This window comes from uncultured Pseudoteredinibacter sp., from assembly GCF_947502065.1.
Lineage (GTDB): Bacteria > Pseudomonadota > Gammaproteobacteria > Pseudomonadales > Cellvibrionaceae > Pseudoteredinibacter.
Window position 1 is genome coordinate 1,524,684 of the sequence record NZ_CANMYE010000001.1, and the last position, 26,385, is coordinate 1,551,068.

21 protein-coding genes are annotated in these 26,385 nt (G+C 46.3%); 5 read left to right on the forward strand and 16 right to left on the reverse strand.

Annotated elements, in window-relative coordinates:
* The first annotated feature begins 271 nt into the window (after window positions 1-271).
* On the forward strand, window positions 272-1,831 hold the full coding sequence (locus tag Q1A41_RS06395) for a PAS domain-containing methyl-accepting chemotaxis protein (RefSeq protein WP_299975993.1): 1,560 nt from the start codon (window positions 272-274) through the stop codon (window positions 1,829-1,831).
* Window positions 1,832-1,960: 129 nt separating this feature from the next.
* On the opposite strand, the gene sohB is transcribed toward Q1A41_RS06395, so the two are convergent.
* From sohB to Q1A41_RS06415, 4 genes are read right to left on the reverse strand one after another with little or no spacing between them, the layout of a single operon-like run.
* Window positions 1,961-3,049 carry a protease SohB gene (gene sohB, locus Q1A41_RS06400; RefSeq protein ID WP_299975995.1) on the reverse strand — a complete coding sequence of 363 codons (1,089 nt, stop codon included), beginning with the start codon at window positions 3,047-3,049 and terminating at the stop codon, window positions 1,961-1,963.
* Window positions 3,050-3,073: 24 nt separating this feature from the next.
* The gene (locus Q1A41_RS06405) at window positions 3,074-3,724 is read right to left on the reverse strand and encodes a cation/multidrug efflux pump (protein WP_299975997.1); all 651 of its coding nucleotides are present in this window, start codon (window positions 3,722-3,724) and stop codon (window positions 3,074-3,076) included.
* A 17-nt stretch (window positions 3,725-3,741) separates the two neighbouring features.
* A complete protein-coding gene (gene nudC / locus Q1A41_RS06410; protein ID WP_299975998.1) occupies window positions 3,742-4,572 on the reverse strand; it encodes an NAD(+) diphosphatase in 831 nt (276 codons plus the stop codon).
* Window positions 4,569-6,278, reverse strand: a complete 1,710-nt coding sequence (locus tag Q1A41_RS06415; RefSeq protein WP_299976000.1) for a pilus assembly protein — start codon at window positions 6,276-6,278, stop codon at window positions 4,569-4,571. Before Q1A41_RS06415 ends, nudC begins: the two co-directional genes overlap by 4 nt.
* A gap of 443 nt (window positions 6,279-6,721) precedes the next feature.
* On the opposite strand from Q1A41_RS06415, the gene nhaB reads away from it, so the two are divergent.
* On the forward strand, window positions 6,722-8,224 hold the full coding sequence (gene nhaB, locus Q1A41_RS06420; RefSeq protein ID WP_299976002.1) for a sodium/proton antiporter NhaB: 1,503 nt from the start codon (window positions 6,722-6,724) through the stop codon (window positions 8,222-8,224).
* Window positions 8,225-8,320: 96 nt separating this feature from the next.
* A complete protein-coding gene (locus Q1A41_RS06425) occupies window positions 8,321-8,968 on the forward strand; it encodes a DUF488 domain-containing protein (RefSeq protein WP_299976004.1) in 648 nt (215 codons plus the stop codon).
* On the opposite strand, the gene rraA is transcribed toward Q1A41_RS06425, so the two are convergent.
* The 3 genes from rraA to Q1A41_RS06440 all read right to left on the reverse strand — a co-directional run bounded on the left by rraA (window position 8,969) and on the right by Q1A41_RS06440 (window position 10,842).
* Complete coding sequence (gene rraA, locus Q1A41_RS06430; protein ID WP_299976006.1) at window positions 8,969-9,463, reverse strand: ribonuclease E activity regulator RraA; 495 nt, start codon at window positions 9,461-9,463, stop codon at window positions 8,969-8,971.
* A 163-nt stretch (window positions 9,464-9,626) separates the two neighbouring features.
* Complete coding sequence (locus Q1A41_RS06435; RefSeq protein WP_299976008.1) at window positions 9,627-9,929, reverse strand: Rieske 2Fe-2S domain-containing protein; 303 nt, start codon at window positions 9,927-9,929, stop codon at window positions 9,627-9,629.
* Window positions 9,889-10,842 (reverse strand): alpha/beta fold hydrolase, encoded by a 954-nt coding sequence (locus Q1A41_RS06440; RefSeq protein ID WP_299976010.1) that lies wholly within the window; start codon window positions 10,840-10,842, stop codon window positions 9,889-9,891. The genes Q1A41_RS06435 and Q1A41_RS06440 overlap by 41 nt, the downstream gene beginning before the upstream one ends.
* A 525-nt stretch (window positions 10,843-11,367) precedes the next feature.
* Between Q1A41_RS06440 and pabB the strand changes: the two genes are divergently transcribed.
* On the forward strand, window positions 11,368-12,750 hold the full coding sequence (gene pabB, locus Q1A41_RS06445; protein ID WP_299976012.1) for an aminodeoxychorismate synthase component I: 1,383 nt from the start codon (window positions 11,368-11,370) through the stop codon (window positions 12,748-12,750).
* Window positions 12,751-12,980: 230 nt separating this feature from the next.
* Here the strand turns inward: pabB and Q1A41_RS06450 are convergent, their stop codons facing one another.
* The 9 genes from Q1A41_RS06450 to ccmA all read right to left on the reverse strand — a co-directional run bounded on the left by Q1A41_RS06450 (window position 12,981) and on the right by ccmA (window position 24,441).
* Window positions 12,981-15,551 (reverse strand): TonB-dependent receptor, encoded by a 2,571-nt coding sequence (locus Q1A41_RS06450; protein WP_299976014.1) that lies wholly within the window; start codon window positions 15,549-15,551, stop codon window positions 12,981-12,983.
* Between the two features lie 441 nt (window positions 15,552-15,992).
* Window positions 15,993-18,581, reverse strand: a complete 2,589-nt coding sequence (locus tag Q1A41_RS06455) for a TonB-dependent receptor (RefSeq protein WP_299976015.1) — start codon at window positions 18,579-18,581, stop codon at window positions 15,993-15,995.
* 397 nt (window positions 18,582-18,978) lie between these two features.
* Window positions 18,979-19,509, reverse strand: a complete 531-nt coding sequence (locus tag Q1A41_RS06460; protein WP_299976017.1) for a DsbE family thiol:disulfide interchange protein — start codon at window positions 19,507-19,509, stop codon at window positions 18,979-18,981.
* A gap of 24 nt (window positions 19,510-19,533) precedes the next feature.
* Window positions 19,534-21,510 (reverse strand): heme lyase CcmF/NrfE family subunit, encoded by a 1,977-nt coding sequence (locus Q1A41_RS06465; protein ID WP_299976019.1) that lies wholly within the window; start codon window positions 21,508-21,510, stop codon window positions 19,534-19,536.
* A gap of 14 nt (window positions 21,511-21,524) precedes the next feature.
* Entirely contained in the window at window positions 21,525-22,013 is a 489-nt protein-coding gene (ccmE, locus tag Q1A41_RS06470; protein ID WP_299976172.1) for a cytochrome c maturation protein CcmE, read from the reverse strand.
* Between the two features lie 37 nt (window positions 22,014-22,050).
* Window positions 22,051-22,263 (reverse strand): heme exporter protein CcmD, encoded by a 213-nt coding sequence (gene ccmD / locus Q1A41_RS06475; RefSeq protein WP_299976020.1) that lies wholly within the window; start codon window positions 22,261-22,263, stop codon window positions 22,051-22,053.
* 8 nt (window positions 22,264-22,271) lie between these two features.
* Window positions 22,272-23,012, reverse strand: a complete 741-nt coding sequence (locus Q1A41_RS06480; protein ID WP_299769604.1) for a heme ABC transporter permease — start codon at window positions 23,010-23,012, stop codon at window positions 22,272-22,274.
* A gap of 28 nt (window positions 23,013-23,040) precedes the next feature.
* Window positions 23,041-23,760 (reverse strand): heme exporter protein CcmB, encoded by a 720-nt coding sequence (gene ccmB, locus Q1A41_RS06485; protein ID WP_299976022.1) that lies wholly within the window; start codon window positions 23,758-23,760, stop codon window positions 23,041-23,043.
* Window positions 23,761-24,441, reverse strand: a complete 681-nt coding sequence (gene ccmA / locus Q1A41_RS06490) for a cytochrome c biogenesis heme-transporting ATPase CcmA (protein ID WP_299976024.1) — start codon at window positions 24,439-24,441, stop codon at window positions 23,761-23,763. It abuts the gene before it with no gap.
* A gap of 214 nt (window positions 24,442-24,655) precedes the next feature.
* On the opposite strand from ccmA, the gene Q1A41_RS06495 reads away from it, so the two are divergent.
* Window positions 24,656-26,383, forward strand: coding sequence for a flagellar hook-length control protein FliK (locus Q1A41_RS06495; protein WP_299976026.1), 1,728 nt, complete (start codon window positions 24,656-24,658; stop codon window positions 26,381-26,383).
* The last annotated feature ends 2 nt before the right edge of the window (window positions 26,384-26,385 follow it).

Consider the following 26,385-nt stretch of genomic DNA (forward strand, 5'->3'; position numbering starts at 1 on the left):
GTATAGGTTTTGGAGTCTCAATCGGCATCTCAATCGGTATGCTAATTTCTAATCTATTTGGCGCTTAAGAAGTGTTGGCATAAGCACTAATTTAGACCCGGCTAATGTTAAAATTATTGCTCTAAAGAATAGTTTTAGGCACATATTTCATCAAAAATATGGAGCGACTTTATTGTTTTTCTAATTTGATAAAAAAGTACTAAAGAAACTCGGCACTGCTCCGATAGCGCATTTAAATGACTTGTAAATTATTGCTGCTGGAGCCATAGCCATGTCAAGCAGGCAAAGCCGGGGACAGGAAGTTCACTTTAGCGAAGATGAAAGAATCATCTCGACCACCGACTTGAACGGTGACATTACCTTTGTTAATGATGTATTTGTTCGCGTCAGCGGTTTCAGCCGTGATGAGCTCTTAGGACAGCACCACAATATTATTCGTCACCCCGATATGCCCAAAGAGGCCTTCGCTAATCTATGGGAGCACATTAAGAACGGGCAAGCCTGGGTAGGCGCGGTTAAAAATCGCTGCAAGAATGGTGATTATTATTGGGTAGACGCCTACGTTAGTCCCATATACCAAAATGGCGAACATATCGGTTATCAATCGGTACGCTCGGTTCTTTCCGAGCGATTAAAACAGCAAGCTGATGATTTATATCGGGCGATAAACCAAGGCAAATCAGTGAACCTAGTCCCTCAAGGGGCGATATCGACTCAGCTGATCTGGGGTGGCATCGCCACCCTACTAGTCACCATGCTGTCGATTTTCTTTTTCGACAGTGATATCACAAAAGCCGCCCTAATAGCTACCGGCTTCAGCGTGTACATTTTGTTTATCCAACAGCGTTTAAAGCTTCTTGGTTTTCTACGTAAAGACAGCCAAAAGCTGGTAAACAACCCATTAGCGCAATATATTTACAGCAAAAATATGGGTGATCTCGGCGCAATTTATTTTGCAATGCATAAAACCAAGCTGCAAATAAGAACCGTATTGTATCGACTAAAGGAAATTGCCGACAACACATCTGAAGTTATGCATTCCAACAAGGACATATCCACCAGCAATGTTCGAAACATCGCCGAGCAAACGGAAAAAATTGATTCAACCAACCACGATATTGCTGATGTCAGCCAAAGCATCGACAAGTTTTCTATTCGAATTGCAGAAACCTCGCTTGCCAGCGACAACGCCAAAGCCGAAGCCGTCAAAGGCCAGCAGTTAGTTGAGCATTTAAGTTCTGACATCGAAAATATGGCCAGTAATATCGAAAAAGCAAGCCAAGCCATGACAGGTCTTAAAAACCAAGTTGGCGAGATAGATTCAATAGTAAGTCTGATTACTGAGATCGCCGAACAAACCAACTTACTTGCTTTAAATGCCGCTATTGAGGCTGCGCGTGCTGGGCCGAACGGCCGAGGTTTTGCTGTGGTTGCTGAAGAGGTTCGCACCCTGTCAAATCGAACCCAACAGTCAACCAGTCGAATCAAACAAACGATGGAGCAGATTCAAAAGCAAGCTCAAGAAACTGCAAGCATAATGGATAAGGGCCAAGACACGGCTTTAGCCGGCCTAGAATACGCCGGCAGGGCCAATCTGGCTTTAAGCAACATCACCGTACAAGTAGCCAATATCGCCGACGCCAATGCGCAATTGTCAGAGGCCGCTCAACAGCAAGCAGGCTTAGTTAAAGGCATAAACAGCAGCATCGATGATATACAGCAAATAGCCCACCAAACCAACAGCAGCTCGAAGCGGGCTGTAAGCTCTAGCCTAGAACTAGAAAGCTTGGTCAACCAAATGGATTCAGCAGTGAAAGGGTCGAGCTTTTAAGCCTTAGCTCAAATACATCTTAAAAAAGAGTCGTATAAAAACAAAACCCCATTCGGCTATCTGAATCACCAAATGGGGTTTTATTCAAGCTGTAAACAACCTTATGAGCGATGATGCCCGCTATTGGCTTTACCAAAAACGGCGCTGATTCGCCCGTGTCCACCACTTACTGGCCAATCGATCAATACTCGCCTCGATAGACAAGCCTAGTTTTTCTGCCATAGATTTTTTATGGGTAAAGCTTAGTTGATACACATCGCGCTCTTTGGCCTGCAATTGCAAATAAGCATCACTGGTTTGAACTTCATCAATCAGTTTATTTTCAATCGCTTTAATACCGTACCAAACCTCACCGGTAGCTACAGCAGCGATATCCAGCTCTGGACGTCGCTCACTAACATAATGTTTAAAGAGCTCATGGGTTTCTTCCAGCTCTTCAACAAATTTGCTTCGGCCTTTTTCCGTATTCTCACCAAACATGGTCAAAGTGCGCTTGTACTCACCTGCCGTCAATATTTCCATATCGACGTCGTGCTTTTTCAAAAGGCGATTAAAATTAGGAAGTTGCGCAAGCACACCAATTGAACCTAGCAAGGCAAACGGTGCTGCCATTATTTTATCGCCAACACAAGCCATCATGTAACCGCCACTGGCCGCTACCTTATCAACACAAATAGTTAAACCGAGCTCAGCTTGACGAATCCGATCTAATTGACTGGCAGCAAGACCATAGCTATGCACCATACCACCGCCGCTTTCCAGACGCAGCACAACCTCATCACCCTTTTCGGCGATGGTAAGTAAGGCGCTAATTTCTTCACGCATGGACTCAACTGGGCTTGCCTTAACATCGCCATCAAAATCCAGCACGAAAGTACGTTGACGCTTAGCCTCAACCGCCTCGCTGGTTTCTTGATCTTCCGCAGATTCTTGCTTGGATTTCTTTTTGGCCTGCTTCTTAGCGTCTTTTTGCTCCTGCTTTTTTTGCTTGGCCTCACCTTTTTGCAACTCTTTATAGGCCTCAGGCTCTAGCGTGGCCGAACGTAATTGATCACGGTATTGATCGAACTGGTCGTTTAACTTTTTAACCTCGATGCTACCCTGCTCTTCTGCCCCCCCGCGCTTGGCGGATGCTAAAATCGCGGCAATAAAACCAAAAGCAATAACCACAGTAATGGCTTTGGCCAAAAACAGGCCATAGTCACTCAAAAACTCCAAAATACTCTCCTATCGATTGGCAGCTTAGCGCCACTGATTTAGTGCATCACGCGCTTTGTCATTTAAGGGCTTAGAGCTTAAGCCGTTTGCGCTGAGACTGATTTCATATAAGCCATCATCAACCATTGGCATAAATGTAGCGCTACCAAAGGTGGTACGCTGCAAGGATAATCGCTGATAATGGTTTTGCAGTAGTTGCCACACATCAACACTAATACTGCTATTTAAAGGGTGAACACTGCGCTCACTATCTCGCTCCTGTCCTAAGGCATAATAACGGCCACTAATGCGATCTAAACGAAAGCCCGGCTTGAGGTGTATCATGCCACCCAAATTTGGCCAACGAATAACTCGAGCGTCAACCTGCCACTGATCACCCTTAATTTCAAAGCGCTTTTCTTGGCCATTGCCAAACAGTACATTGACCTCGAATTCTTGAGCCCCAATAGCTCGAGTGCTAATTGTTGCAATGGCCTTTGGTTCATTGAGCTGCTGGTAGCTATAAATATCATAAGCCGCCAAAGCAACCAAAGCCGCCATTGCCAACACGACCGCCGCACAGCAGCCACGTATAAAACCTAAAATCCAGCCGGTACGCAAAATAATGCGCAAGCCCAGATAAAGTAGCAGGACGCTCAGCATTCCTATGCCAATCGCCAAGCCCATATAAACCATGCCGTACTCCTAGATCCTTAGCGAAAGCTGTCGACAAAATTTTGAACCAGCTGCCCTGAAATACTCACCGTTGGGGGCACTTGGGGCAACTCACTGTAATGATACCAGTCAGCTTCAGCGATTTCCTCTTCATCCACGATTATATCGCCACTGTGAAATTCGGCCGTAAAACCCAACATCAGTTGCCCTGGGAATGGCCAAGACTGGCTTCCCTGGTAAAGCAAATTCTGAACCTTTACGCCAACCTCTTCGAAAACCTCACGGTGCAAGCACTGCTCAGCATTCTCTCCCGCTTCCATAAAGCCGGCAAGACAGCTGTACATTGGGGTTTTGTATCGCTGATGACGGGCCAATAAGCAATATTCACCACGGGTCACCAAGACAATGATACAAGGTGAAATACGAGGGTAAGTATGCAAACCGCAGCTGCTACAAACTCGAGCGCGATCTTTAGCATGGTAGTCAGTAGTGGTACCACAGTGTCCACAAAAGCGGTGATTGCGATCCCACTGGCACACTTGGCTAGCACGCCCAATCAGCTCAAACTCGTCTTCACTTAAAAGTGGCAGTAATTGGCGTAAGCCCAACCATTGACCATCAACTAAGGCGTTTGCAGTTTCTAAATAAACGGCAAAGTAATCTTGGCCATTGTATTGAGCGATATAGTGCAGCTCTTCACGCTTCAAACCAAACGATTCAGAATTATCCTGCCACCACTGGAAGTCGACAGTTTGCCAGTGCTGTTCACTGGCCCAGACGCCCTCTTCAGCGATCAATAAGATCTTACAGCCCGGCACAAAGCGCTCAGAGGCTAAACCGAGGTCTTGGGGATGAACTATTGCACTCATTCTTCTTCGGCCGGAATAGACACAGGAAAGCCTAAGGACATCAAACTCTCTTCACCCAGAATTAAAATCGACTCGTCCGCTTGGTGCAACGCGCCATAGCTGGCTAGATAGTACTCTAAACTGATAATCGAATCGGCCAGAGTTTCCAGTAAGGTATCCAGAGCCGGTGGCTGAGCGCCAGAGAGCAAAATTTGATCAACAAACTGCTGAATAGATTCAACCATAGCGCCAGCACGACGCAAAGAAATCATATTTAGACCACCGCGCACACTGGTAATGGTGTTACTGATATTGCCAATATGATTGAGGTCGTAGCCGGATTCTGAATAAGAAGACAATGCTCGCTTAATCATCATTAATCCAGATTGGCTTTCGCTAATAACAATAGCTTCCGCCTCTGCCAATTGATTTCCAGCCACGGCTTCGCGGGTCGCCAAATGATTTAACTGATCTAAGTTGTCATCTGACAAAGAAAGGTTTTCTAAACCCGCCACGGTGCTTTCTACATAGACAAGCGCATCAGCAACCGCAACTAAGCCTTCGCTGTGATACTCTACCTCACCATCGTGCCAGTCTTGGATTTTACGCACCTGTTCGCGCATGATTTCGTGAGCTCGACTTAAACCCAAAACGGAAAGCGCATCGGTAATACGCTCGAGCGTCGCAATAAGCTCTTCAAAGTCGACGATCAAGCTATCGCCCGCTTGGGAAGCCATCTCCAGAATTGATTGGCTAACTTTAAACTCTTCGGCCAGTGCCTGTACCACAGAGTGCACTGTATTAAGACTAGGCCCGTGCAGCTCATGCTGAAACTTTTTAAGCTCAGCCTCACTGTACCAAGCTGCGCCCCCTAAGCTTTCTTGCAGTTGCTCTGTCAGGGCTTCATCGGGTAAACCTTGGCTAGCGAGATAAAGCAACTCTCTTAGCAATTCTAACTTTGGCGGCTGATCTAATACCGCTTCGCCTTCTTGCTGCAGGCGACGAATTTCTCGGTCAATATTGCGCAGCAGGATCTTACGACTCGCGGTCAATGTAACGCCTTGCTGTAAAGCATTTACCGCAGCACTGGCTACCCACCAAAACGTGGCGAATCGATAGCCCCCACACACGGCCTGCAGCCGCTGCAAAGAACGCTCCATTAAACCAAGTGCATTCATATTGGGAGAGCGAATGGTCTGCAACAAGCCTAACTGGTACATATGCCGCAAGCGACGACATAAGCCACCAAACTCTTCGCGAATGCTGCTACTGCTTTTATCCGGCGACTTGAGTAGATGCAAATTTGCTGGAAAGAAATAGCTTTCCGGTAAAGGCGATTGCTGAGTACAAGCACGCAGTTCATTAATCTGCGGAAGCAATAAATCTGGTAAATTTAATTTTCGCTGTGCGGTTAACTCTAAGTATCTGGGGAGGATAAACAAGCTTGCGCTAATAGCTGCAAAATCATCCGTGCCCACACTTCGACCCTGTAAAATGGATTCAAGCAAACGCATTAGCTCACTGCTCAGCAATTCCACACCGCTGAGCTGCACCATTCTAACGGCACCATGAATTTGTGATACCAATGCAATGGCATCACTCAGCAAATCCATATTGTCTGTTTCGCGGCTAAACTGCTCTAGTTTAACTACCGCCATTTCAACATTGGCATTCAGCTCCGGCGAAACGAGGCTTAGGGAGACCAACTGTTTATATAAATCTGTCACCGCAATGTTACCTTCCAGGTGATCCTATTACGCTGTTCAATAATTGAGCGCCCTATATTTCTTTGGCGTCTTAAGTACTTTTGAACACTAAGGGTTTAGACGAGCTTTTGTCGGCTATCAGCAGTTTATCCTGTTTACCGCATCGTTTTCGCAGCCCAGTCTACATATCTGACACAGAATGAAAAAACCAAAGCCGGACAGTAACATAGACAAGTAAAAGCTGGCTAGCAATCAGCTACTAGCGAACAATTTGGCGCCTGGAGTGCCCTTTAATGATGAAATTTCGTGCGCCCTTTGGTCAGAATTTAGCCCACTCGATGCGAAAGGGGCTAATAATCCTTTAAATAAAGCCGCTGTAGGATAAAGCGGTGGATTTCTAGCGGTGAATGTCTAAAATCAACCCAACCAAACGATGATGCTAGCAACAGCTAAGGATTCTTATAATGACAAAAACCATGGGCCAAGCGCTTACCAGTAACTTTCTAGGGCATGCCCCAGATTGGTACAAAAAAGCCATCATTGCCTTTTTAGTCATCAACCCTATCTTGATGGTAACTGTCGGTAAATACGTTACTGGCTGGGTTATTATCCTCGAATTTATCTTTACCTTAGCCATGGCACTGAAGTGTTACCCGCTGCAGCCGGGCGGCTTATTGGCTATTGAAGCGATTGCCATGGGTATGGCCACACCAGAAGCGGTTAAAGAAGAGCTCTTTGTTAACTTCCCGGTTATCTTGCTACTGATGTTTATGGTTGCCGGCATCTTCTTTATGAAGGACCTGCTGCTTTACGTGTTCACCAAGATCCTCTTAGGCATACGCTCTAAGATGATTCTGTCATTCTTATTCTGTTTAACCTCAGCGGTATTATCAGCGTTTCTAGACGCCCTCACCGTAACCGCGGTATTGATTACTGTCGCTGTGGGTTTTTATTCGGTTTACCACAAAATTGCCTCGGGCAAGAAATTTCATCATGAGCACGACCACGGCCAAGATGAAGAAGTTTATGAGTACCACCGTGAAGACCTAGACCGCTTCCGCTCTTTCTTACGCAGCCTCATTATGCACGGCGCTGTGGGGACCGCTCTAGGTGGCGTATGTACCGTTGTCGGCGAACCGCAAAACTTATTAATTGCCAATGTAGCCGGCTGGGATTTTATTACCTTTGTTAAAATCATGTCCCCGGTAACCATGCCTGTATTAGTAGCCGGTTTAATGACCTGTTTGCTGCTAGAAAAAACAGGCTGGTTTGGCTACGGCGCGACTCTACCTGAGTCTGTGCGCGGCGTTCTAGAAGACTTCTCTGAAGAGGAAGACGCCAAACGCACCATTAAAGATAAAGCCGCCTTGATCGTCCAAGCCTTAGTCGGTTTGGTGTTGGTGGTATCTTTAGCCTTGCACGTAGCTGAAGTGGGCCTAATCGGCTTGATGATTATCGTCCTGCTTACCGCCTTTAACGGCATTATCGACGAGCACCAGATTGGGCACGCCTTCGAAGAAGCATTGCCATTTACCGCCCTACTGGCAGTATTCTTTGCCATTGTTGCCGTAATTCACGCCCAGCACTTATTTCAGCCAATTACCGCACTCGTTCTTTCTTTGGAACCAGAGCAGCAAACACCGATGCTATTTCTTGCCAACGGTGTCTTGTCGATGATTTCGGATAATGTATTTGTAGCAACGGTTTACATCAATGAGATTAAAGCCGCTTTGGATGCCGGCACAATCACTAAAGAACACTTTGATAAGCTAGCCATTGCCATCAACACCGGTACCAACTTACCGTCTGTTGCAACGCCTAATGGTCAGGCGGCATTTTTGTTCTTGCTGACTTCGGCCCTGGCGCCACTTATTCGCCTATCGTATGGCCGCATGGTTATTATGGCTTTGCCCTACACCTTCGTTTTAGGTGGTGTTGGTATAGCTTGCGTTATCGCCTTCGTATAAGCGCCTTCACGTAAGTATATCCGGGGCAGCAAACGCTGCCCCAAGCCTAGCCCCTCTTCCAACCCCTGCTAACACTTAAACCACCCACCTTGTACAATGACGACGCTTTATACCATTGGTTACGCGACAAAACCCTTTGATGAATTTTGCCGCCAACTAAAGCAATTCAATATTACCGCCCTCGTTGATGTTCGATCCCTGCCCTTTAGCCGTCGCTTTAAAGAGTACGACCAGCCCAACCTGCAACGCAATTTACCCACACAGTCAATCCACTATATCTATATGGGGGATAAACTTGGACCACGCTCAAAGGACGGTCGACACTACAATAGCGACAGGCAAATTGACTTTGGAAAGCTGCAGGCAAGTAAGCTATTTTTAGCCGGAATTGATCGCCTAAAGAACGGCATCAGTAAAGGCTACGGCATTGCCCTTATGTGTGCTGAGAAGGACCCGGCGAGCTGCCACAGAAGCCTATTAATCGCGAATTTTCTGGAGGCTAACAGCAAATGGGAAATTCGACATATTCTTCATGATGGCACACTGGAAAGCCAAGCTGAACTCATGCATCGTCTGATTGACGAGCATAAGCTAGAACAGGATATGTTTAGCTCTTCCGAAGATGTGAGGCTTCAGGCTTACCAAGCGCAGTGCTGCGCGGTGAACTATCGCCGCCCCAAAACAGACGGCGAACTAGTAGCTGACGACACACAGGAAAGCGGCATCACAACTGATCCAGAGTGATTAAGCCGCGGGCATACTCAATGGCTCAGCACTCACAATAACACCATTACTATCGGCGTATACGTACTCACCAGGAATAAAATCCACAGCAGCAAAATTGACCGGCACATTAAGATCACCTAAGCCACGTTTTTCGGTCTTCAATGGAATAGTGCCTAATGCCTGAACACCCAGATCTAAAGTTGCCATCACGGCCGCATCACGGATACAACCGTAAATGATAATACCCTCCCAGCCATTTTTAACCGCGTTCTCAGCAATCATGTCGCCCAATAGCGCTTTGCGCAATGAACCACCACCGTCGACCACCATAACCTTACCGCAACCGTCAGTACCTGCTTGCTCCTTAACCAAGGAATTATCTTCATGGCACTTTATGGTTACAATTTGACCACCAAAGTTTTCGCGGCCACCAAAATTGCGGGTAATTGTTGGAGTGGTAACTCGCACGAGCTCGGGATAAGCGTCGCATAGATCAGGTGTTGCTATAGTCATATCGCTTCTCTCTATGTTTGTAGCAAGGAGTATATGTGGCAAAAGTTGAGTATGGCAGCATCTTAACAGGCAAAGAAAAAAACCAAAGCTATAGCGGTTATTCAGGAGATTTATTTAGACGGGAAATTTAGAAGCTAGGCGTTAATTTAAACAAGAACGACAGCTAAAGCTCAACACCCAGCGTATCGCCATCGTAGGCGACAGGGTAATGGCTTAGTTTGAATTTTGGCTGTTCAAGACACTGCATGGTATTGAGACTGAAGCCCAAGCCGTGAACTGGACACCGTAAGACTTTGCCATCACAACTACCATTAGCCAAAGAGCGCCCCGCATGAGGGCAACGACTGTCAATTAGATAGCTTCGACCATTTTCATGAATCAGCAATATCTCTCGACCTGCGACACGGAAGCAGCCTCGATAGCCCTCAACAAGCCGGTGCAATTTGATCAGTGGGTAAAAGGCCAAATGCCAACTCCAGTTGCCCAAACCAATGCTCTAAAGGAGCCCAAATAGCGGCGACTTCATCGGCAGACATCAACCGCTGTAACAGCTCTGCAGCTTCAAGGCCCCCAGCCAAAGAGTGGAGCTTGCCCTGCTCAATCAATTTGAGCAAGCCTGAATCACCTTTACTTGCCGCATTAGGGCGTTGAATGGCCATAGGCAACTGTAGGCGCTCCAAAGCTGACCAAAGGTCTACGTCTAAGCTACGGCCTCTGCGGCCGAATACGCCCTGCTCTCGCCAAAGCTGGTGGCGCAAGGCCTTTGATTCCAGCTCCGGCCCTAGCGTCTCATTTCGTACGTCGCCAAAGCTGACCATATCCGCCAGATGATTAGCCAAGGGCAAACGCCGTAAGCTACCCAAGGGAAATGGCTCACCAAGACCCAATGCCGCGCTCAGTGAAGTCTCACTCAAGGCGCCACAAGCTAAAGACATAAGTAAGGCACCAAAGCCCTCATTATGCCCTAACCACATTGGCGGCCTTTCACAGACCTCGGCCACAAAAGCCGCGGCCGCCGGAATATCGTAACGGGCATAGTCGGCTAAGGTGTTATTTTCGAAACTATCATTTACGATGGAAAGACCATGTCCTCGCGCATCGAGCAACCATACATCAAGCCCATTACGGGCAAGCATTGGTGCCAAGCCATCGTAAGAATCACCCAACCACATTTGGTGATTCTGATAGCAACCATGGAATAAAATGAGCGGCGCCTGGTTACTGTGCTCAATGTCTCGCGCACCCAATCGAGTAATCGCCAGCTCAACACTTTTATCTGGGCTATTATTAGGCTTGATTAAATACACGTCCTCTAGCAAATCACCTCTAGATTCGGCGCTTTCTAAACGAACAGGAAATAATCGACTACTACTTTTCACTCGGAATCCTTTAAATCACCCAGAGAGTTTTATTGTTAAGTTCTGGATTGCTAGCGCGAAACAAACATTCTAGTTCACAGCAATAATTTACAATCGACAGTACTTTTGTTTGGATATTTTTTGTACTCATAGACCTAAAACTTATCTATAGCTAATTATAGGTCAAATATGAATGGCGCCAGAAATATATTCTGTATAAATCAGAATATTTCTTTATAAGCTAACTCGATATTCAATACAAAAATTTTTATCTTTGTAATTTAATCACTTGCGTTCTGATACTACGCTGAATCGTGAAGAACTCGCGCCAAGTGCTTGTAGCCATGACTCGCTTTAGCTCAATACTACACCCTATAGTAATAGAGGCTAAATTAAAAAGCCCATTACATGAAATAACAGCTTTCAAGGTCGGCCTGATAAGGGTACATGGTATATAAGCAACATTACTTTGCCCTATGTTTTGCCCTAGATATAGCTAAACGTTAGAATGGTGCGTTTATAGCCTATTGTGACACCACTGTTTTTATGCTTTGCTTTGACCTACCCTACTTCACGGACAGCGCCGACCTTTTTCAGCGAATCGCAAAATTACCCGGTGCCATTTGGTTTGACAGCTGCGCGCACGGCCCTCGTAGTGGACGTTACGATATTATGTCCGCCCAACCTATCCGCACCATAAGTGTAGAAGCAGGCAAATGCCTTATAGAGGAGAAAGGGCAGCAGCAAGAACATCACGGTGATTTTTTTGAGTTGCTTGAGAAGCAAATTGCCTCACTGCCAAGCGAATGCTCTAACACCCATATTTTTTGTGGCGGATTATTGGGCTACATCTCTTATGATCTAGGCATGCAGCTGCCTTTCAATTGCGTAAAAAGGCCTAGCAATAAAAGCTATATCGCTGATGCCCATATGGGCTTGTATGGCTGGGCAATTGTGCAAGATCACCACAGCCAGCGAGCCTGGTGTCTAGGGCCAGACCTTGGGGTAGAGCAGCAACAGCAAATGACCAAAGTGGTAGAGGCCTGTCAGAGTAAGACCTGGCCAAAAGTCACCAAGAGCTACCAATGCAGTAACTTCGAAGCACAAATCAGTAAAACTCAATACCAAGCAAACATCAACAAGATTCAAGATTACATCCAAGCTGGCGATTGCTACCAAGTTAACTTTGCACAACAATTTAGCGCTGATTTTTCGGGCGATTCCTTAAGCGCTTACTTAACACTAAGGCAGGCACTACCCTCACCCTTTAGTGGCTATTTGAAGTTAGAAAAAGGCAGCATATTAAGCCACTCACCAGAGCGCTTTATTCGCGTACAAGGTGAGCAGGTAGAGACCAAGCCAATCAAAGGAACCATCGCGCGCGGAGATAGCGCAGAACAAGACCTGGAACTAGCCCAAAAATTACAAAACAGCGAAAAAGATCGGGCCGAAAACTTGATGATTGTGGACTTGTTAAGAAACGATCTAAGTCGTAATTGCAAGCTAGGCAGCGTTCGGGTTCCAGAGCTGTTTGCCTTAGAAAGCTACCCCAATGTACACCATCTAGTCAGCACGATAACCGGTACTCTAAAAGAAGACAGCAGCGCCATCGAACTGCTAAAGGACAGCTTTCCTGGCGGATCCATCACTGGCGCCCCGAAAAAGCGAGCTATGGAGATCATTGCCGAGCTCGAGCGGGAGCCGCGCTCTATTTATTGCGGCAGCATGGTATATATCAGTGCAAATGGAAATATGGACAGCTCAATTACTATTCGCACCTTATTGGATGATGGCGAAGGCCAAATTCACTGCTGGGGCGGCGGAGGCATCACCGCTGATTCCTCAAGCGAAGGTGAATACCAAGAAAGCCTCACCAAAGTCATGAAGCTAATGACCAGCCTGCAGAACCATTCAAAGGACAGCAAATAAAGACACTCCTCCCACATAAGAGGGGTTCACACCGAATTAGCCGCTAACTTCTCGCCTAATAGCGTGCAACGAAATCAAAAGAAGAAAAGGAAAACCGAGCTTAGCTAAGGGCGCCTAAGCGCTCCTCGCAATGCAAGATCGCTTTAAGCAAGCAGTTTCACACAACTACCCCACTCAAAGCGATCGACGCTGCTATAAAAATAGGGATTTTTATAGCAGCAGCAGGCTGATCAGAAACGATAACCTAGATCCACACCTACCATACGAGGTAAGCGACGAGCTACAGTATGAGAACCGACAGCACTACCAGGGCCAGTGTAATCCAACAGATCTTCTTCGTCGGTTAGATTATTTGCCCACAAAGCAACACTCCAAGTGTCATCAGAGCTGATTAAAGTAGCACGAGCATTCACAGTGAAATAATCTTCAATTTCTTCACCGCGTAACTGACCGATACGATCATCAACCCAGTTGTAGTCAGCGCGCAATACCAAATCACCTACATCAGTTACTGGGATGGTGTACTCACCCATGATGTAGAACTTGTGCTCAGGTGTGTTGGCCAATGGCTCACCAGTCTGATCACGCTCACCAAAGATTACATCGTAACGAGTAATTTCAGTATCTAAGAAGCTGTAGTTAGCCGACAAGAAGAATGCATCAGTAACAGACCAATACAACTCCATATCAACGCCCTTACCTTCAGCATCAGCTGTAGTAATGTTGTAGCTTGGAATCGCATTAGCAGGACCGATCAATTGCAGATCTTGCTTATTGTCATACTCATAAAAGTAAGCAGCAACGTTATAACGCAGTTCGCCTTCTAGGAAATCGCCCTTAAAGCCAATTTCATAGTTGGTCACTTCTTCCTGATCGAAAGTTGGCTCAATACCCGGACCAAAGCTTAAGCTGTTAAAACCACCGGACTTAAAGCCCGTTGCTACACTACCGTAAACCATCGCATTTTGACTGAAGAAATAATCAAGCACTAATCGGCCAGATAACGCATCCCAATCTTCATCGTATTGCTGTACGACATTGCCGCCATCAATACCTGAATTAAAGAAGAAAACACCTAGCGGTAATGGCTGACCAAGAATATTAGTTACTAAATTATTAGCAGGGTTATAACCTGTTTGAACCGTAAAGCTCTTCTCGTCATAGGTATAACGCAAGCCTGCACTGAGGTTCATATCGTCATTAACGGCATAGGTGAAATCGGTATACAAAGCACTACTCTCGTAAGTACCAGTATTGCGCACAGATTCCTGCCAAGTTGGGTTATTGTTAATACGCGCTTGAATCTGTGGCAACATACAACCACCAATCGCGGCAAAGGCACCGGCAGAGGCTGCAACATCACCCGCATTCGTTGGGCCACAGCTTACAATATGCAAAGCACCAAATGGGCTAGCTGGGTTAAATGGGTTTGGCGTAGCGGCATATGCAGAGAACAAGAAGCTTGAAAGCGCTAAGCCTTCTAAGCCAGCACCCGCCAAAGTACTACGAACGCCATTAACCACTTCAGCAACTTCTTGCTCGGTGGAATTAGCATCGATACCTAGTTGTGCACCAGTAATCTGCAAAGGAGTTCCAGCCAAGGCATTCGGATCGGCTAACAAGGCATTATAAATTGCGAAGTTTTCCAACATGCTGGTGGTAGCGGTTGCTTCAGTAATGTGATCGACATGCTCTTTACTGTAGGCCAAACCTACCGTCCACTTAAGATCGTTCCAATCACCGACTAGACGAAATTCTTGTGAAAACTGATCTTGGTCATCAATGTTTTCAGAGGCAAAGTAATGGGAAGGATCAGAAGAACCATCTTCGTCATTGATGAAGTTTACATTCATTGAGCGAAAAGCCGTGATCGAAGTAAAAGTCGCGCTTTCGAACTCGTGATTAACTTCTAGTGAAGTACCAAATAGGTCACGCTCTTCCAGTGAAGTTTCATCTAGAGACACATCGCCGTAAAGGTCGTAAGCACCTTCTACATTACCCGCTGCATAAACGCTTTCGGTAGTGGTATAGACGGTACCAGAATTTTGCGAAAGCTCGCTGTACTCGCCACGCCAAATGACTTCAGTGTTATCACTAGCATCCCAACGAATAGCCGCACGTACAGACTGGCTGTCAACATCGTTTAAATCTGGGCCATTATTGTTGTTCAAATAGCCATTGCGGTTATTTACGGTACCACTAAGGCGTGCTGCTACCGTATCGCTAATAGGCTGATTTACGGAAAAACTAAATTTCTTTTTACCGTAGTTACCCAAACTTAGATTTACTGAACGCTCAGCCTCATCGCCTGGTTTTTTGGTAATGTAGTGAATCGCACCACCGGTGGCATTGCGGCCAAACAAGGTGCCCTGTGGGCCCTTCAAAATTTCGATGCGTTCAACATCTTCTAGTGGAATCTCTGCACCAGCACCACGAGCGGCGTAAACACCATCCACATAAAGCGCGACAGCAGGATCAGAACCTACGGTGAAGTCATCAGTTTGAATACCACGCACATTATAATTTGGCTGCGTAACACTCTCATTGTTCATTTCAACACCAGCCGTGGCACGACCGATATCACTGATGCTTTCAGCACCCATCTCTTTTAGCGCATCACCGCTAAAAGCAGAAATAGAAATAGGTACATCTTGCAAATTTTGCTCACGCTTCTGTGCAGTTACAACAACTTCTTCCAACAAAGAAGACGCTTGTACCCAAACAGGCGCAGCGGTTACGGCGCTAAAAGCAACCGCAACAGACAGACTTTTTACGGGAAACGGAATTCGATTGTGTTTCATACTCTTCTCAAAAATATTTTGTTCTAAAAATAAGCAATCGCTAAAACAACAAAAAGCGCAGCATTATAGAACAATAGAAATCGCAATCGCTTGCCGAGACGACCATATGAACTGTCATTTTTAACCAACTCTCTTTACACACAAAGCAAGTTGATCACTTGGTCGACAACCAGTGCGTAATACGTACTATTTTAGGCACACACTGTTTCCCATTCGAAAAAAGTAAATGATATTTTTTGACGAAAATATGACATTAGAAGCCGGAGAAATACGAGCATATAGCTCATGGCGTATTCTTTAAACAAAAGGATTTGGGATGTTAATCTGCCCAGTCAGAAAAATTATTCTCATCTAAACTACAAATAAACAATCAAAGGCATTTCAGCAAAACATAAAAAACCGGCACTAGGCCGGTTTTCCTGTTCGCTAATTTTCAGTTAATTAAAAATCAGCACTTACACGCATGTACCAAAAGGCGCCGTTAAAGCCAAATGGAGAAGTTACTGCATATTGCTGGCCCAAGAAGCCCAATACGCCATTACCTTCTCTGTCTGGATATTCATCAAAGATGTTTTCACCACCGATGGCAACGGTGTATTTATCATCAAAGACAACACGTGCTTCCAAGTCTACCAATACTGCACTGCCATAATCGAAGACATCGCTACCATCACCTGGGCCAAATAAGCCACCGGTAGATTTCCAATCGCCGTAGCGATTTACGCGTAGTAGGCCTTCAAAGATGTCCTGGCTGTAGTTGAAGCTAAGAACAGAGTTGTGCTCTGGTACTTGATTCTCCAAATCGAAAACTCGACCTTGGTTTATCGTACCTGACTTAACATCGGATACTTCCTGCTGGTTGTAGTTGTGGCGGAAATCCACATCTAACATACCCTGGCCCACTTCAAATGAAGAGTGGATGTTTAAGTCAATACCAGAAACATTAGACTCAAAGCCATTCACGAAGAAGTTACCATTACTGCCCAACAACAAATCAGCATTAGGAATATTGGCCGCTTTTAGCTTCGCTAGCTCGTCATCACCAATGGTGAAGTTTTGCAGAGCGATACGATCTTCGATAGTAATATCGTAGAAGTCCATGGTAATGGTTGTGTTATCACCTGGGGTGTAAACAAAACCAATGGTGAAGCTGGTGGATTCTTCTGGATCAAGATCCTGCGCGCCCAGTGCAACCGCGATTGGATGATTTACCGGATAAGTACCACTTGGAATCAAGTTACCGCTTGAATCAGAAGTTGTGGTTACGTTCAGAGTGTTAACCTGGCCAGGCGTTGGAGCGCGGAAACCAGTGTTAGCGGTAGCACGCACAGCAAACTGCTCGGTGAATTCGTAACGACCAGAAATCTTCCAATCTAGCGTCGAGCCAAACTCTTCGAAGTCCTCATAGCGTAGCGCTACCGCTGCAGAAAGCTGCTCAGTAATATCAGTTTCAGCATCTACATAGAAGGCATAACTTTCACTGTCGAAAGTACCTGCAGACTCAACAGGGAATCCTTGGAAACCATCTGAACCTAAGCCAAAGATTGTGGTAGTTGGACCAGCCTGAATAGAAGCCGCGTCACCCGCACCAATGGTGTAAGACTCTTCACGCCACTCAAAACCAAAACCTAAGTTAAGCGGTGAATCATCCCAAGTTTTAACAAAATCAGCATTCAAGCTAGATTCTTCTTGGGTCAGAGTACCTGGCTTAAAGCTGGTTGGTGACAGACGACCTAAGCTTGGGTTAATACTTTGCTGAAGTACGTATTCAACTTCATTTTCAGCAGAACGAACACGAACATCCCAGCTCAAGTTTGGATTGAACTCGCCCTTAGCACCCAACACTACGCTGTAATCGCTAATGTTTGCACCAAACAATGGACTATAACCACCGGGGAATAACTCGTGAATCGGGTTACGCAATACATAACCGCTTGGGCTATTGCTGTCAGCTGTTAGGTAATCTGCTGGATTCAAACCTTGGTTAACAATGCTATTTACAATATCGGCAGAAGCGTTATCCGGCAAACCGTCGCCATCGGCATCAATCTGCAAGGTAGTACGAGCACCGATATTCTGCTGATCAGCGGCGTTTGGCAGTACTGGAGTACGGTAGAAGAAACCCGATAAGGTCTCATTGTCTAGGTAAGAAACGTTACCGTAAACTTCTGTGGTTTCATTCAACTCGATACCGGCGTTTACAAAGAACTTCAACGCTTCGATATCTGGATCACCCCAACGTTGACCAAAGCCGTTATAAGGCACTAGGTTATCACCAACAATATCGCCAACTGAGGCGGCATCAGGACGCGGAGTACCACGACTGGTGATATCAGAAGCGCTGTACTCGACAGTGGTATTAATGAAACCGTTTTCAGTTAATGGCAAACCAAAGTTTGCACTAACCATTGAGCGCTCGCCATCGCCTTCACTGTACTCACCGTACTGTGCAGCTAAGCTAAAGCCTTCGTCAGAGTCATTTAAAACAAGGTTTACAACACCCGCAATCGCATCGGATCCATACTGGGCTGATGCACCATCACGAAGTACTTCTACGCGCTTAATTGCAGCAGATGGAAAAGCCGAGAAATCAACACCTTGTGAACCTTGGTTAGTGGTCCCAAGAGGAGCCAACTGCAAGTTCACCAAAGCTGAGCGATGACGACGGGTACCATTTACGGTTACTAAAGTGTGGTCTGGGGATAAATTACGCAAAGTCACCGGGCGAACAAATGCGGTACCGTCCGCAATTGGGAAGCGCTGAGTATTCAGCGAAGGAGCGACCTTGGTTAATGAATCGGTTAAGTTAAAAGAAGCTTGTTGGCCTAGCTCACTACCACCCATAACATCAATTGGCGATAACGTTTCTTCTGGGGACAAACCTTCTTTACGAGTACCAATGGTAACAACTTCTTCAATTAGCTGATCATCACCGTTGGTTTGCGCTACCGTGGTATTTGCACTGGCAGCGATGGCAATCGCTAGAGCCGATTTTAAAAACAGGCGCTGCGAACTGTCGCGGTTGAACATGGATGCTCTCCTATCACATTGACCCAATCGGGCCGATTATTATTCTTAGAGAGGCGCGGCAGAAGGTTTAAAACCATTATTATCACTACCGGCCCGCTATGGTGCCGCGCTGATTCTTTATATTGCGCTTCTGCTTAGACGGCAGAAACACAGGAAATGATTAAGTCTTATTGCTCAATCACCGACCAGCGCTGACATTGCAGCAATTATTACAGTTTTAAATTGAAATATATATCTAAAATATTGCACAAAAGTGCTCATTTATTTCGATAAAAACATTAGAAAAGCCTAATCTTATTCGATTTAGCTATTTTTGCAGCACTTTGTAAAAAAAATCCCGCTAAAGGTAGCGGGATTTTTTGCGGGTAAAGCCACTCTTGCAAGCAGGTTTTGTGGATTATTTTGTATTTAACTGCTCAATAATCGGTAAGAAATCACGCGCCCAGACTTTATCGTCCACCACTCCGACATGTTTATGGCGGATAAATCCTTGTTGATCTACCAAATAAGATTCAGGGGCCCCAAATACACCAAGATCCAAACCTAAACGGCCGTCACGATCCATCACGCTAAACGCATAAGGGTCTTTTAGATCTTTTAGCCACTGACGTGCCGCATCGGGTTGATCTTTATAATTAACACCAACAATACGTACGCCCTGCTCGGCTAACTCTAACAAATACGGATGTTCAACTCGGCAGACAACACACCAAGTCGCCCATACATTAACCAAGGTTACCTGCCCTTTTAGATCATTTTGATTTTTCAGCTGCTGCTCATCTTTCAGTATCGGCAAACTAAATTGCGGGAAAGCTTTGTCTTTGAGGGCCGAAGGCATCGCCGTCGGATCAAGTGAAAGGCCTTTCCACAATAATGCCGCCAGGGCGACAAATATGGCTAATGGAACAAAAAGCTTTAATCGAGCCATGAAATCTCCGTGTATTACAAGCTGTTATGCCGCTGAGGTTGTAGCGGTATATTCCGGGTGTACCGCATTTAAACGGCGGTAGCGTTTATCAGCTACGGCAACAAAGCCACCCAAGCCCATCAATAAACAACCAATCCAGATCCACATAATAAAAGGCTTAACATAAACCCTGACAGCCCAAGCACCCTCACCCAAGTGCTCGCCCATAGCCATATACAAATCACGACCAAAGGAAGAATCCACTGCGGCTTCTGTCATCATATTCCCACCGGAAAAATAACGGCGTTTTTCCGGACCCAACACAGCGACTTGCTCACCATTTTTTGAAACCGTGACGTTAGCTCTATCGGCAATATAATTAGGGCCTCGGATACCTTCTGTGCCAGAGAAATTAAACTCATAAGCGCCAACAAGAACCTTATCACCAGGTACTAAACGCACATCCGATTGCACGCTGTAAATTGAACTCAAACCGCCGCCAACAACTGTCATGCCCAAACCAACATGTGCTAGCATCATCGCGTAAAAACTTGCGTTCATATTTAATAACTGGCCAAAAGTAGAGCCACGCTTCTTGCTCGCCTTGTTCCACCAGTCTCTTAAACTTACAGCAATTACCCAAAAGCCGATTGCTGCACAAAGCCAGCCTTTCCAGTGAAACTCATCGCCGTACATTAGCGCCACGGCAAGCCCAATCAAAACGGCCGCAGTGGCAGGAACCCAAAGAAAACTCGCCAGCTTTTGCCCTTTAGTTCTTTTCCACTGTGATATTGAACCGATACCAAGCAACACACTGAGAACTAATACCAGCGGAACAAAAAAGGCATTAAAGAACGGCGGCCCCACTGAAATACGACCTAAGCCCATCGCATCAGCGATTAAAGGATATAAGGTGCCCAGCAATACCGTTAGCATGATCACAATCAACAACACATTGTTAAGGAGCAAAAACATTTCCCGCGACATCCAACCGAATGTTGCCACAGCTCTCATGGTTGGCGCTTTCAACGCGTATATAGCTAAGGAACCGCCAACCACTATGGCGAGAAAACCCAAAATGAACACGCCCCGCTCTGGGTCGGTCGCGAAAGCATGCACCGAAGTGATAACACCAGAGCGAACCAGAAAAGTACCCAACAAACTTAAAGAAAATGCAAAGATAGCCAGTAAGATCGTCCAGCTTTTAAATACGCCGCGTTTTTCAGTAACCGCAAGCGAATGCACGAGCGCAGTAGAAACTAACCAAGGCATAAACGAGGCGTTTTCTACTGGGTCCCAAAACCACCAGCCACCCCAACCTAATTCGTAATATGCCCACCAACTTCCTAAAGCAATCCCCAGTGTCAGAAATGCCCATGCCGCAGTAGCCCAGGGCCTAGACCAGCGTGCCCAAGCACTATCCAAACGCCCTGATAGAAGAGCCGCAATAGCGAAGGCAAAATTCACACTTAAACCAACATAGCCCATATAAAGGATGGGCGGATGGAATACAAAAGCCGGATCTTGTAGCAAGGGGTTTAAATCGCGTCCTTCGCTTGGAGTATCTGGTAGCAGGCGATCAAAAGGATTGGAGGTGAGCAGCATAAACAGCAAAAAGCCGATGGTTAAGAAGCCCAGTACCGACAGTACTCTGGCAACCATTGCCATTGGCAAAGAGCGACTCAAGCAAGCTACCGTAAAGGTCCAACCGGTAAGCATCAAGACCCACAACAAAAAAGAACCTTCGTGACCACCCCAGACCGCTGAAGCCTTGTAGTACCAAGGCAGCATAGAGTTTGATGTTGCTGCGACATAAGCAACGGAGAAATCACTCTCCATAAAGGATATTGTTAAGCAGGCATAAGCCAAAGCAATAAATACAAACACCCCTGTTGCTAAGCTGCGAGAGCTGCGCATCCACAAAAGGTTATTGCTGTAGCTACCAACCATTGGAATGGCGGCCAGCAAAAATGAAAGTCCCAAGGCTACAATGAGCGCAATATGTCCAAGTTCGGCTATCATCAGAAATCCAATTATTAGTAGTTTTTATTACCCGACATATCCATGCCATCACAGCTGGCCTGGTGTGATGTTCCGGTTTTCGCGCTGGCATCCGCCATCGCTTCTGCAACCTCTACCGGGGTATAGTTTTCATCATGCTTTGCCAACACCTGCTCGGCCATAAAAATGCCGCCTTGCATTTGGCCATTCACCACAGCGGCCTCACCTTCACTAAAAAGATCTGGCAGGATGCCCGTATACTTAACCGTAACATCACCCTTACCGTCGGTGATGGCAAAACTTACCGCAAGATCGGTCTTACTGCGCGAGATAGATCCTGGGACCACACAGCCACCAGCGCGAATATTAACGCCCTCAGGAGCTTCGCCATTGATAAGTTTGGACGGAGGATAAAATAGATTGATATTTTGTCGCAGTGCGAAGGCCATTAAGCCAACCGCCACCGAGGCAAAGACCACAATAAATAAAACAATCATTAAGCGCTGCTTTCGCACTGGGTGCATTGCCATAGTACTTCTCTTTCTAATCAGACTTTAGAGGTTAAGCGTTTCTATCATTATTTTGCATAGCTAATTGTTGCTCAGCGATTTTTTCCTGCCTTAGCAACTGTGTTTGTATCGACTTTCTTCGGCTAATCGGAGCCAGAATGATATAGCCTAGCGCCAATACGGCCGCAAAATAGCAGGCCCAAACGTAAGGACCGTGACCGGCCATGGATAAAAATTCAGCGAAGCTATCGAATCGAAATTGCATACTAATCCTTAGGCTTTTTGCAAAAGCGCCTGCTTAACCCATTTTGTTTTAATCTCTCGCTGCAAAATCTCACTGCGAGTCGCCGACAGAAGCGCCCAGGTAAAAAATAGATAAAAGCCGATAATCATTGCCAGCAAGGGGTACAACATCTCTGAAGCAATACTGCTTGAGGTCATTTTGATTGACGCAGGCTGATGTAGGGTAAACCACCAGTCTACAGACTTGTAGATAATGGGAATATTCACCGTGCCCACTAAGCTTAAAATGGCACTGGCCTTATCGGCCATTTCTTGATCACTGAACGCTTCTTGCAGAGCGATCACCCCCAAGTACAAGAATAATAAGATGAGTACTGAGGTTATGCGCGCATCCCAAACCCAATAGGTTCCCCAAGTAGGTTTTCCCCACACAGCACCGGTAAACAATGCCAAGGCCGTTAATACGGCACCTATAGGCGCGGCGACTTTCATCACCATATTGGACAATTTCATTTTCCAAATGATGCCAATACCGCCGGCTATCGCCATAACATAGTAAGCGGCCATTGCCACAATAGAGGTAGGCACATGCAGATACATGATTCGATAACTATTGCCTTGCTTGGCGTCCATTGGGGCAAAGCCTAAAGCCCAAATAGAAACAGAAATAATGATCAACAGGCTGATACTCAACAGCCAAGGCATCCAAGCTGTCGTTTTTTCATAAAACCACTTTGGCGAACCTAATCTGTGAAACCACTGCCAAGCCAATGTTTGCCTCTCTCAGCCGCTGGGGGCGTTAATTATTCACACTCATTTTCAGCGCACCGGCAATCGCCAGTGGTGCTGCGATAATAGCTAGGGCTAAAAAAGACCCCAATACCGCCAACTGGGTATTATACGCAAATCCCTCAATGGCTGCTCGTACTCCGCTGGCGCCAAAGATTAACACTGGCACGTACAGGGGCATTACGATTAGGGACAATAATAAGCCCCCTTTTCTTAGGGAAACCGTCAGTGCCGCCCCAATCGCCCCGATCAAACTTAAACTGCCTGTGCCTAGTAACAAACTTAATAAGAGCGGAATATATCCCGCCTCAGGCAAGGACATCATTACACCCAGTAACGGTGCCACAAGCGTTAATGGCACGCCGGTTGTTAGCCAGTGCACAAACACCTTGGCCATCACATTGATATAACTGGATTGGGGACTGAGCAGCAATTGCTCTAAGGTTCCATCGTCAAAGTCCGATCGAAATAAGGCATCTAAAGAGAGTAAGGTCGCTAGCAGTGCCACCACCCACAACATCCCTGGCGCCAACAGGGCCAAGGTTTTAGGACTAGGACTCACCCCCAGCGGCACCATGGTAATGACCAGCAAAAAGAAGATCAGCGGATTAGCCAGTTCACCACGGTGTCGAATAGCGATTTTTAAATCGCGCTTTAGGGTCGCCCAAAAGGCCTTAGCTACTCTTGGGCTTGAAGGACCTGGGTTTGAATAACGCGAATTTGAACTCACTTACAAGCCCCCCAAAAGCATTTCGGGTGTTGGTAAATAATCCTGTAAATCCACCTGCTTGAGTGTGTCTAACTGTAAATCTTGATGAGTACTGAGAATGACGATCCCGCCACTGGCACTGTGCTCGGCGAATCGGCGCTCAAGCTTTGCAACACCGGCCTTATCAATTGCGGTGAGTGGCTCATCCAATACCCAAATACGGGCCTTGCTCAGATACAAACGTGCCAAAGCAACTCGGCGCTGCTGGCCGGCCGACAAATTAAAACAGCTTTGATCTTCATAGCCATATAGGCCAACGTCTTTCAAAGCTAATTCGATTCTCTCTTCCAGATTGACATCATCCCCCTCTAAGCCGGCATACCAGCGCAAATTTTCAGCGGGGCTTAAGGTCGATTTGATACCAGCAAGATGGCCCAAATACAGCAGCTGGCTGCGATAGGCATAGAGGTTTTGATTCAATGGCTGCCCATTAAAGCGGATTTCACCCACTGCAGGCTGGGACAGGCTTACCAAACATCTAAGCAAGGTCGTCTTCCCCGCGCCATTAGGGCCCAGTAACTGCAATACATCCCCTGCATTGATCTCGACACTAAGACCACCAAACAATTGGCGCTCATCGCGCTGGCAGGCGATATTATCCAGGCTAATAGCAAGGGCTTGTTGGTCTTTACTGTTAGCCATTCTCTAAGGCTTCCACTCGGGCTGATTCAAACGAGCGGCATTATAGAGCTTTTTTCAGCAGGAACCTATTGCACAGGATCAAACTCTAGTCATTTCAGTGACTTATCTCTTACCGTTCATGACAGTAACCCCATCCACCAAGCTCTAGAAAGCTTGCTTATTGCCGATACAGGCATATAGGCAACTTTTTGAAGCGAATTCTTGGGGCAATCTTATGGTGATAGCGAACACGGCAACCCCCAGTTCAGGGCAAAACGTGGCTAAAGCCGGCAAAGAAGAGCCTGCTGCGCTTAAAGAACAAAGCCAAAAGTCGGATTCAGTGGCCTCTAAACAGAGCTCCACTGAAAAGCCATCGACAAATAACAGCTTAAGCAGCGCATTAACCAGCCGCCTGAACAACGTGCAGTCCAATAACCCCAGTAGCTCAACAGTTCAACTCACTACAGATAAGCAACTTTTTAAGCTGCTACCTGCTCGCTTGCAAGGCTTGTTTGCCCTTGGGCTTATCAGTACACATAGTGATGCAAAAGCTAAAGTCGTTGCCAGTTCCGCCGCCGAGGCTAGACAAGTACAGTTGCTACTCCCCCTATTAAAGCAGGATAAAAGCTTTAGCAGTGCAGAGCTCATAAAACAGCCGCCCACCCTGCTCAAACTCGATCTCGCCGGCCATCAAATTATTACCGTTACCAAAGAGCCAGTTTCCAAAGGGGAATGGGTAAAGCTTAGGCTCAACCAACAAGGCCAACTGATACTTAGCCAGCCAACAAATGCTACTGGACAGCCCAGCAATGGTAATGTGAGTACATTAACGAAAAGCCCGCAACTCACTATTCAGCAGGCCTTACGTGAAGCCTTACCAAGCCAACAAAACCTGGACAAAGCCATCGGCCAAATTCAGAGACTTCATCAAAGTTTGACCCTACTCCCCCCTAAACATAATTTAATCAATGCCAATAGCCGCATGATCATTCAGCAGCTGGCCGAAAAGTTACCCAGCCTGCAACAACTTGGGAGCAGCAATGTCGTAAAACAAAGCGTGCAAAACAATGGCATACAGCATGAGCAACAACTTGCCAAACTTGCTGAAGCCCTGGGTCAATTTTCCGAAAAAGGCGCTGCGACATCTGCGCAGCCAAACATTATAAAAGGCTTATCGGTCTCTGCGCCTCTGAGTGATCTAAAGACTCAATTACTGCGTTTAGCACAAAGCCTTAAAAATGACGTGCAGCTTAGCCGCTTACAACAATCCATAGGCCAGAGCGCGCCTAGCAGCAAAGGCGCTAGCAGCCCTGACACTAGCAGCTCAAGCCAAAATCAGACGAGCAAGCTGCATAGCAACTTGAGCCCCAAACTCAGCAATATGCTGGATCTATTGCTCAACCCCAAAAACCTTGAAGCCAAGAACCAAGCATTTCTATTGGATCAGTTTAAACAGCTACAAGGGCCACAGCTGCGCCTATTACGAGAGCAGCTAAAGCAAAAGCTCATTAGCATTAGCCAAGCGGGTGTCGCAAAGATTCAAACCCAGCAACTTAGCTCTCTTAGTGAAGCCGCTAACGGTGTTGTACAACGCTGGTTAATGGAACTTCCCTTCAGCCACCAAGGGCAGATTCACAGTATTGAACTTGAAATACAGCAGCGCGAAGCAAAGAAGCAAAGTGAAGAACAAAAAGCGGTAAAACAATGGCAGCTGCGACTAAATATCGACCTAATGGAACTGGGTGCCCTACAAGCGGATATCAAGCTACATGAGCAACAAAGCAACATTCAACTCTGGTTTGATCAGGCCGACACCCAAAAACTGGCATTGAGCCATATTAATCATTTAAAAGACGCCTTGCTGTCTAAAGGACTGGATATTGAAGAGCTTCGATGTCATCAAGGCATACCACCAAAGTTAGAGAACAAGCTGCAATTTCAACTTATCAATACCAAGGCCTAAGT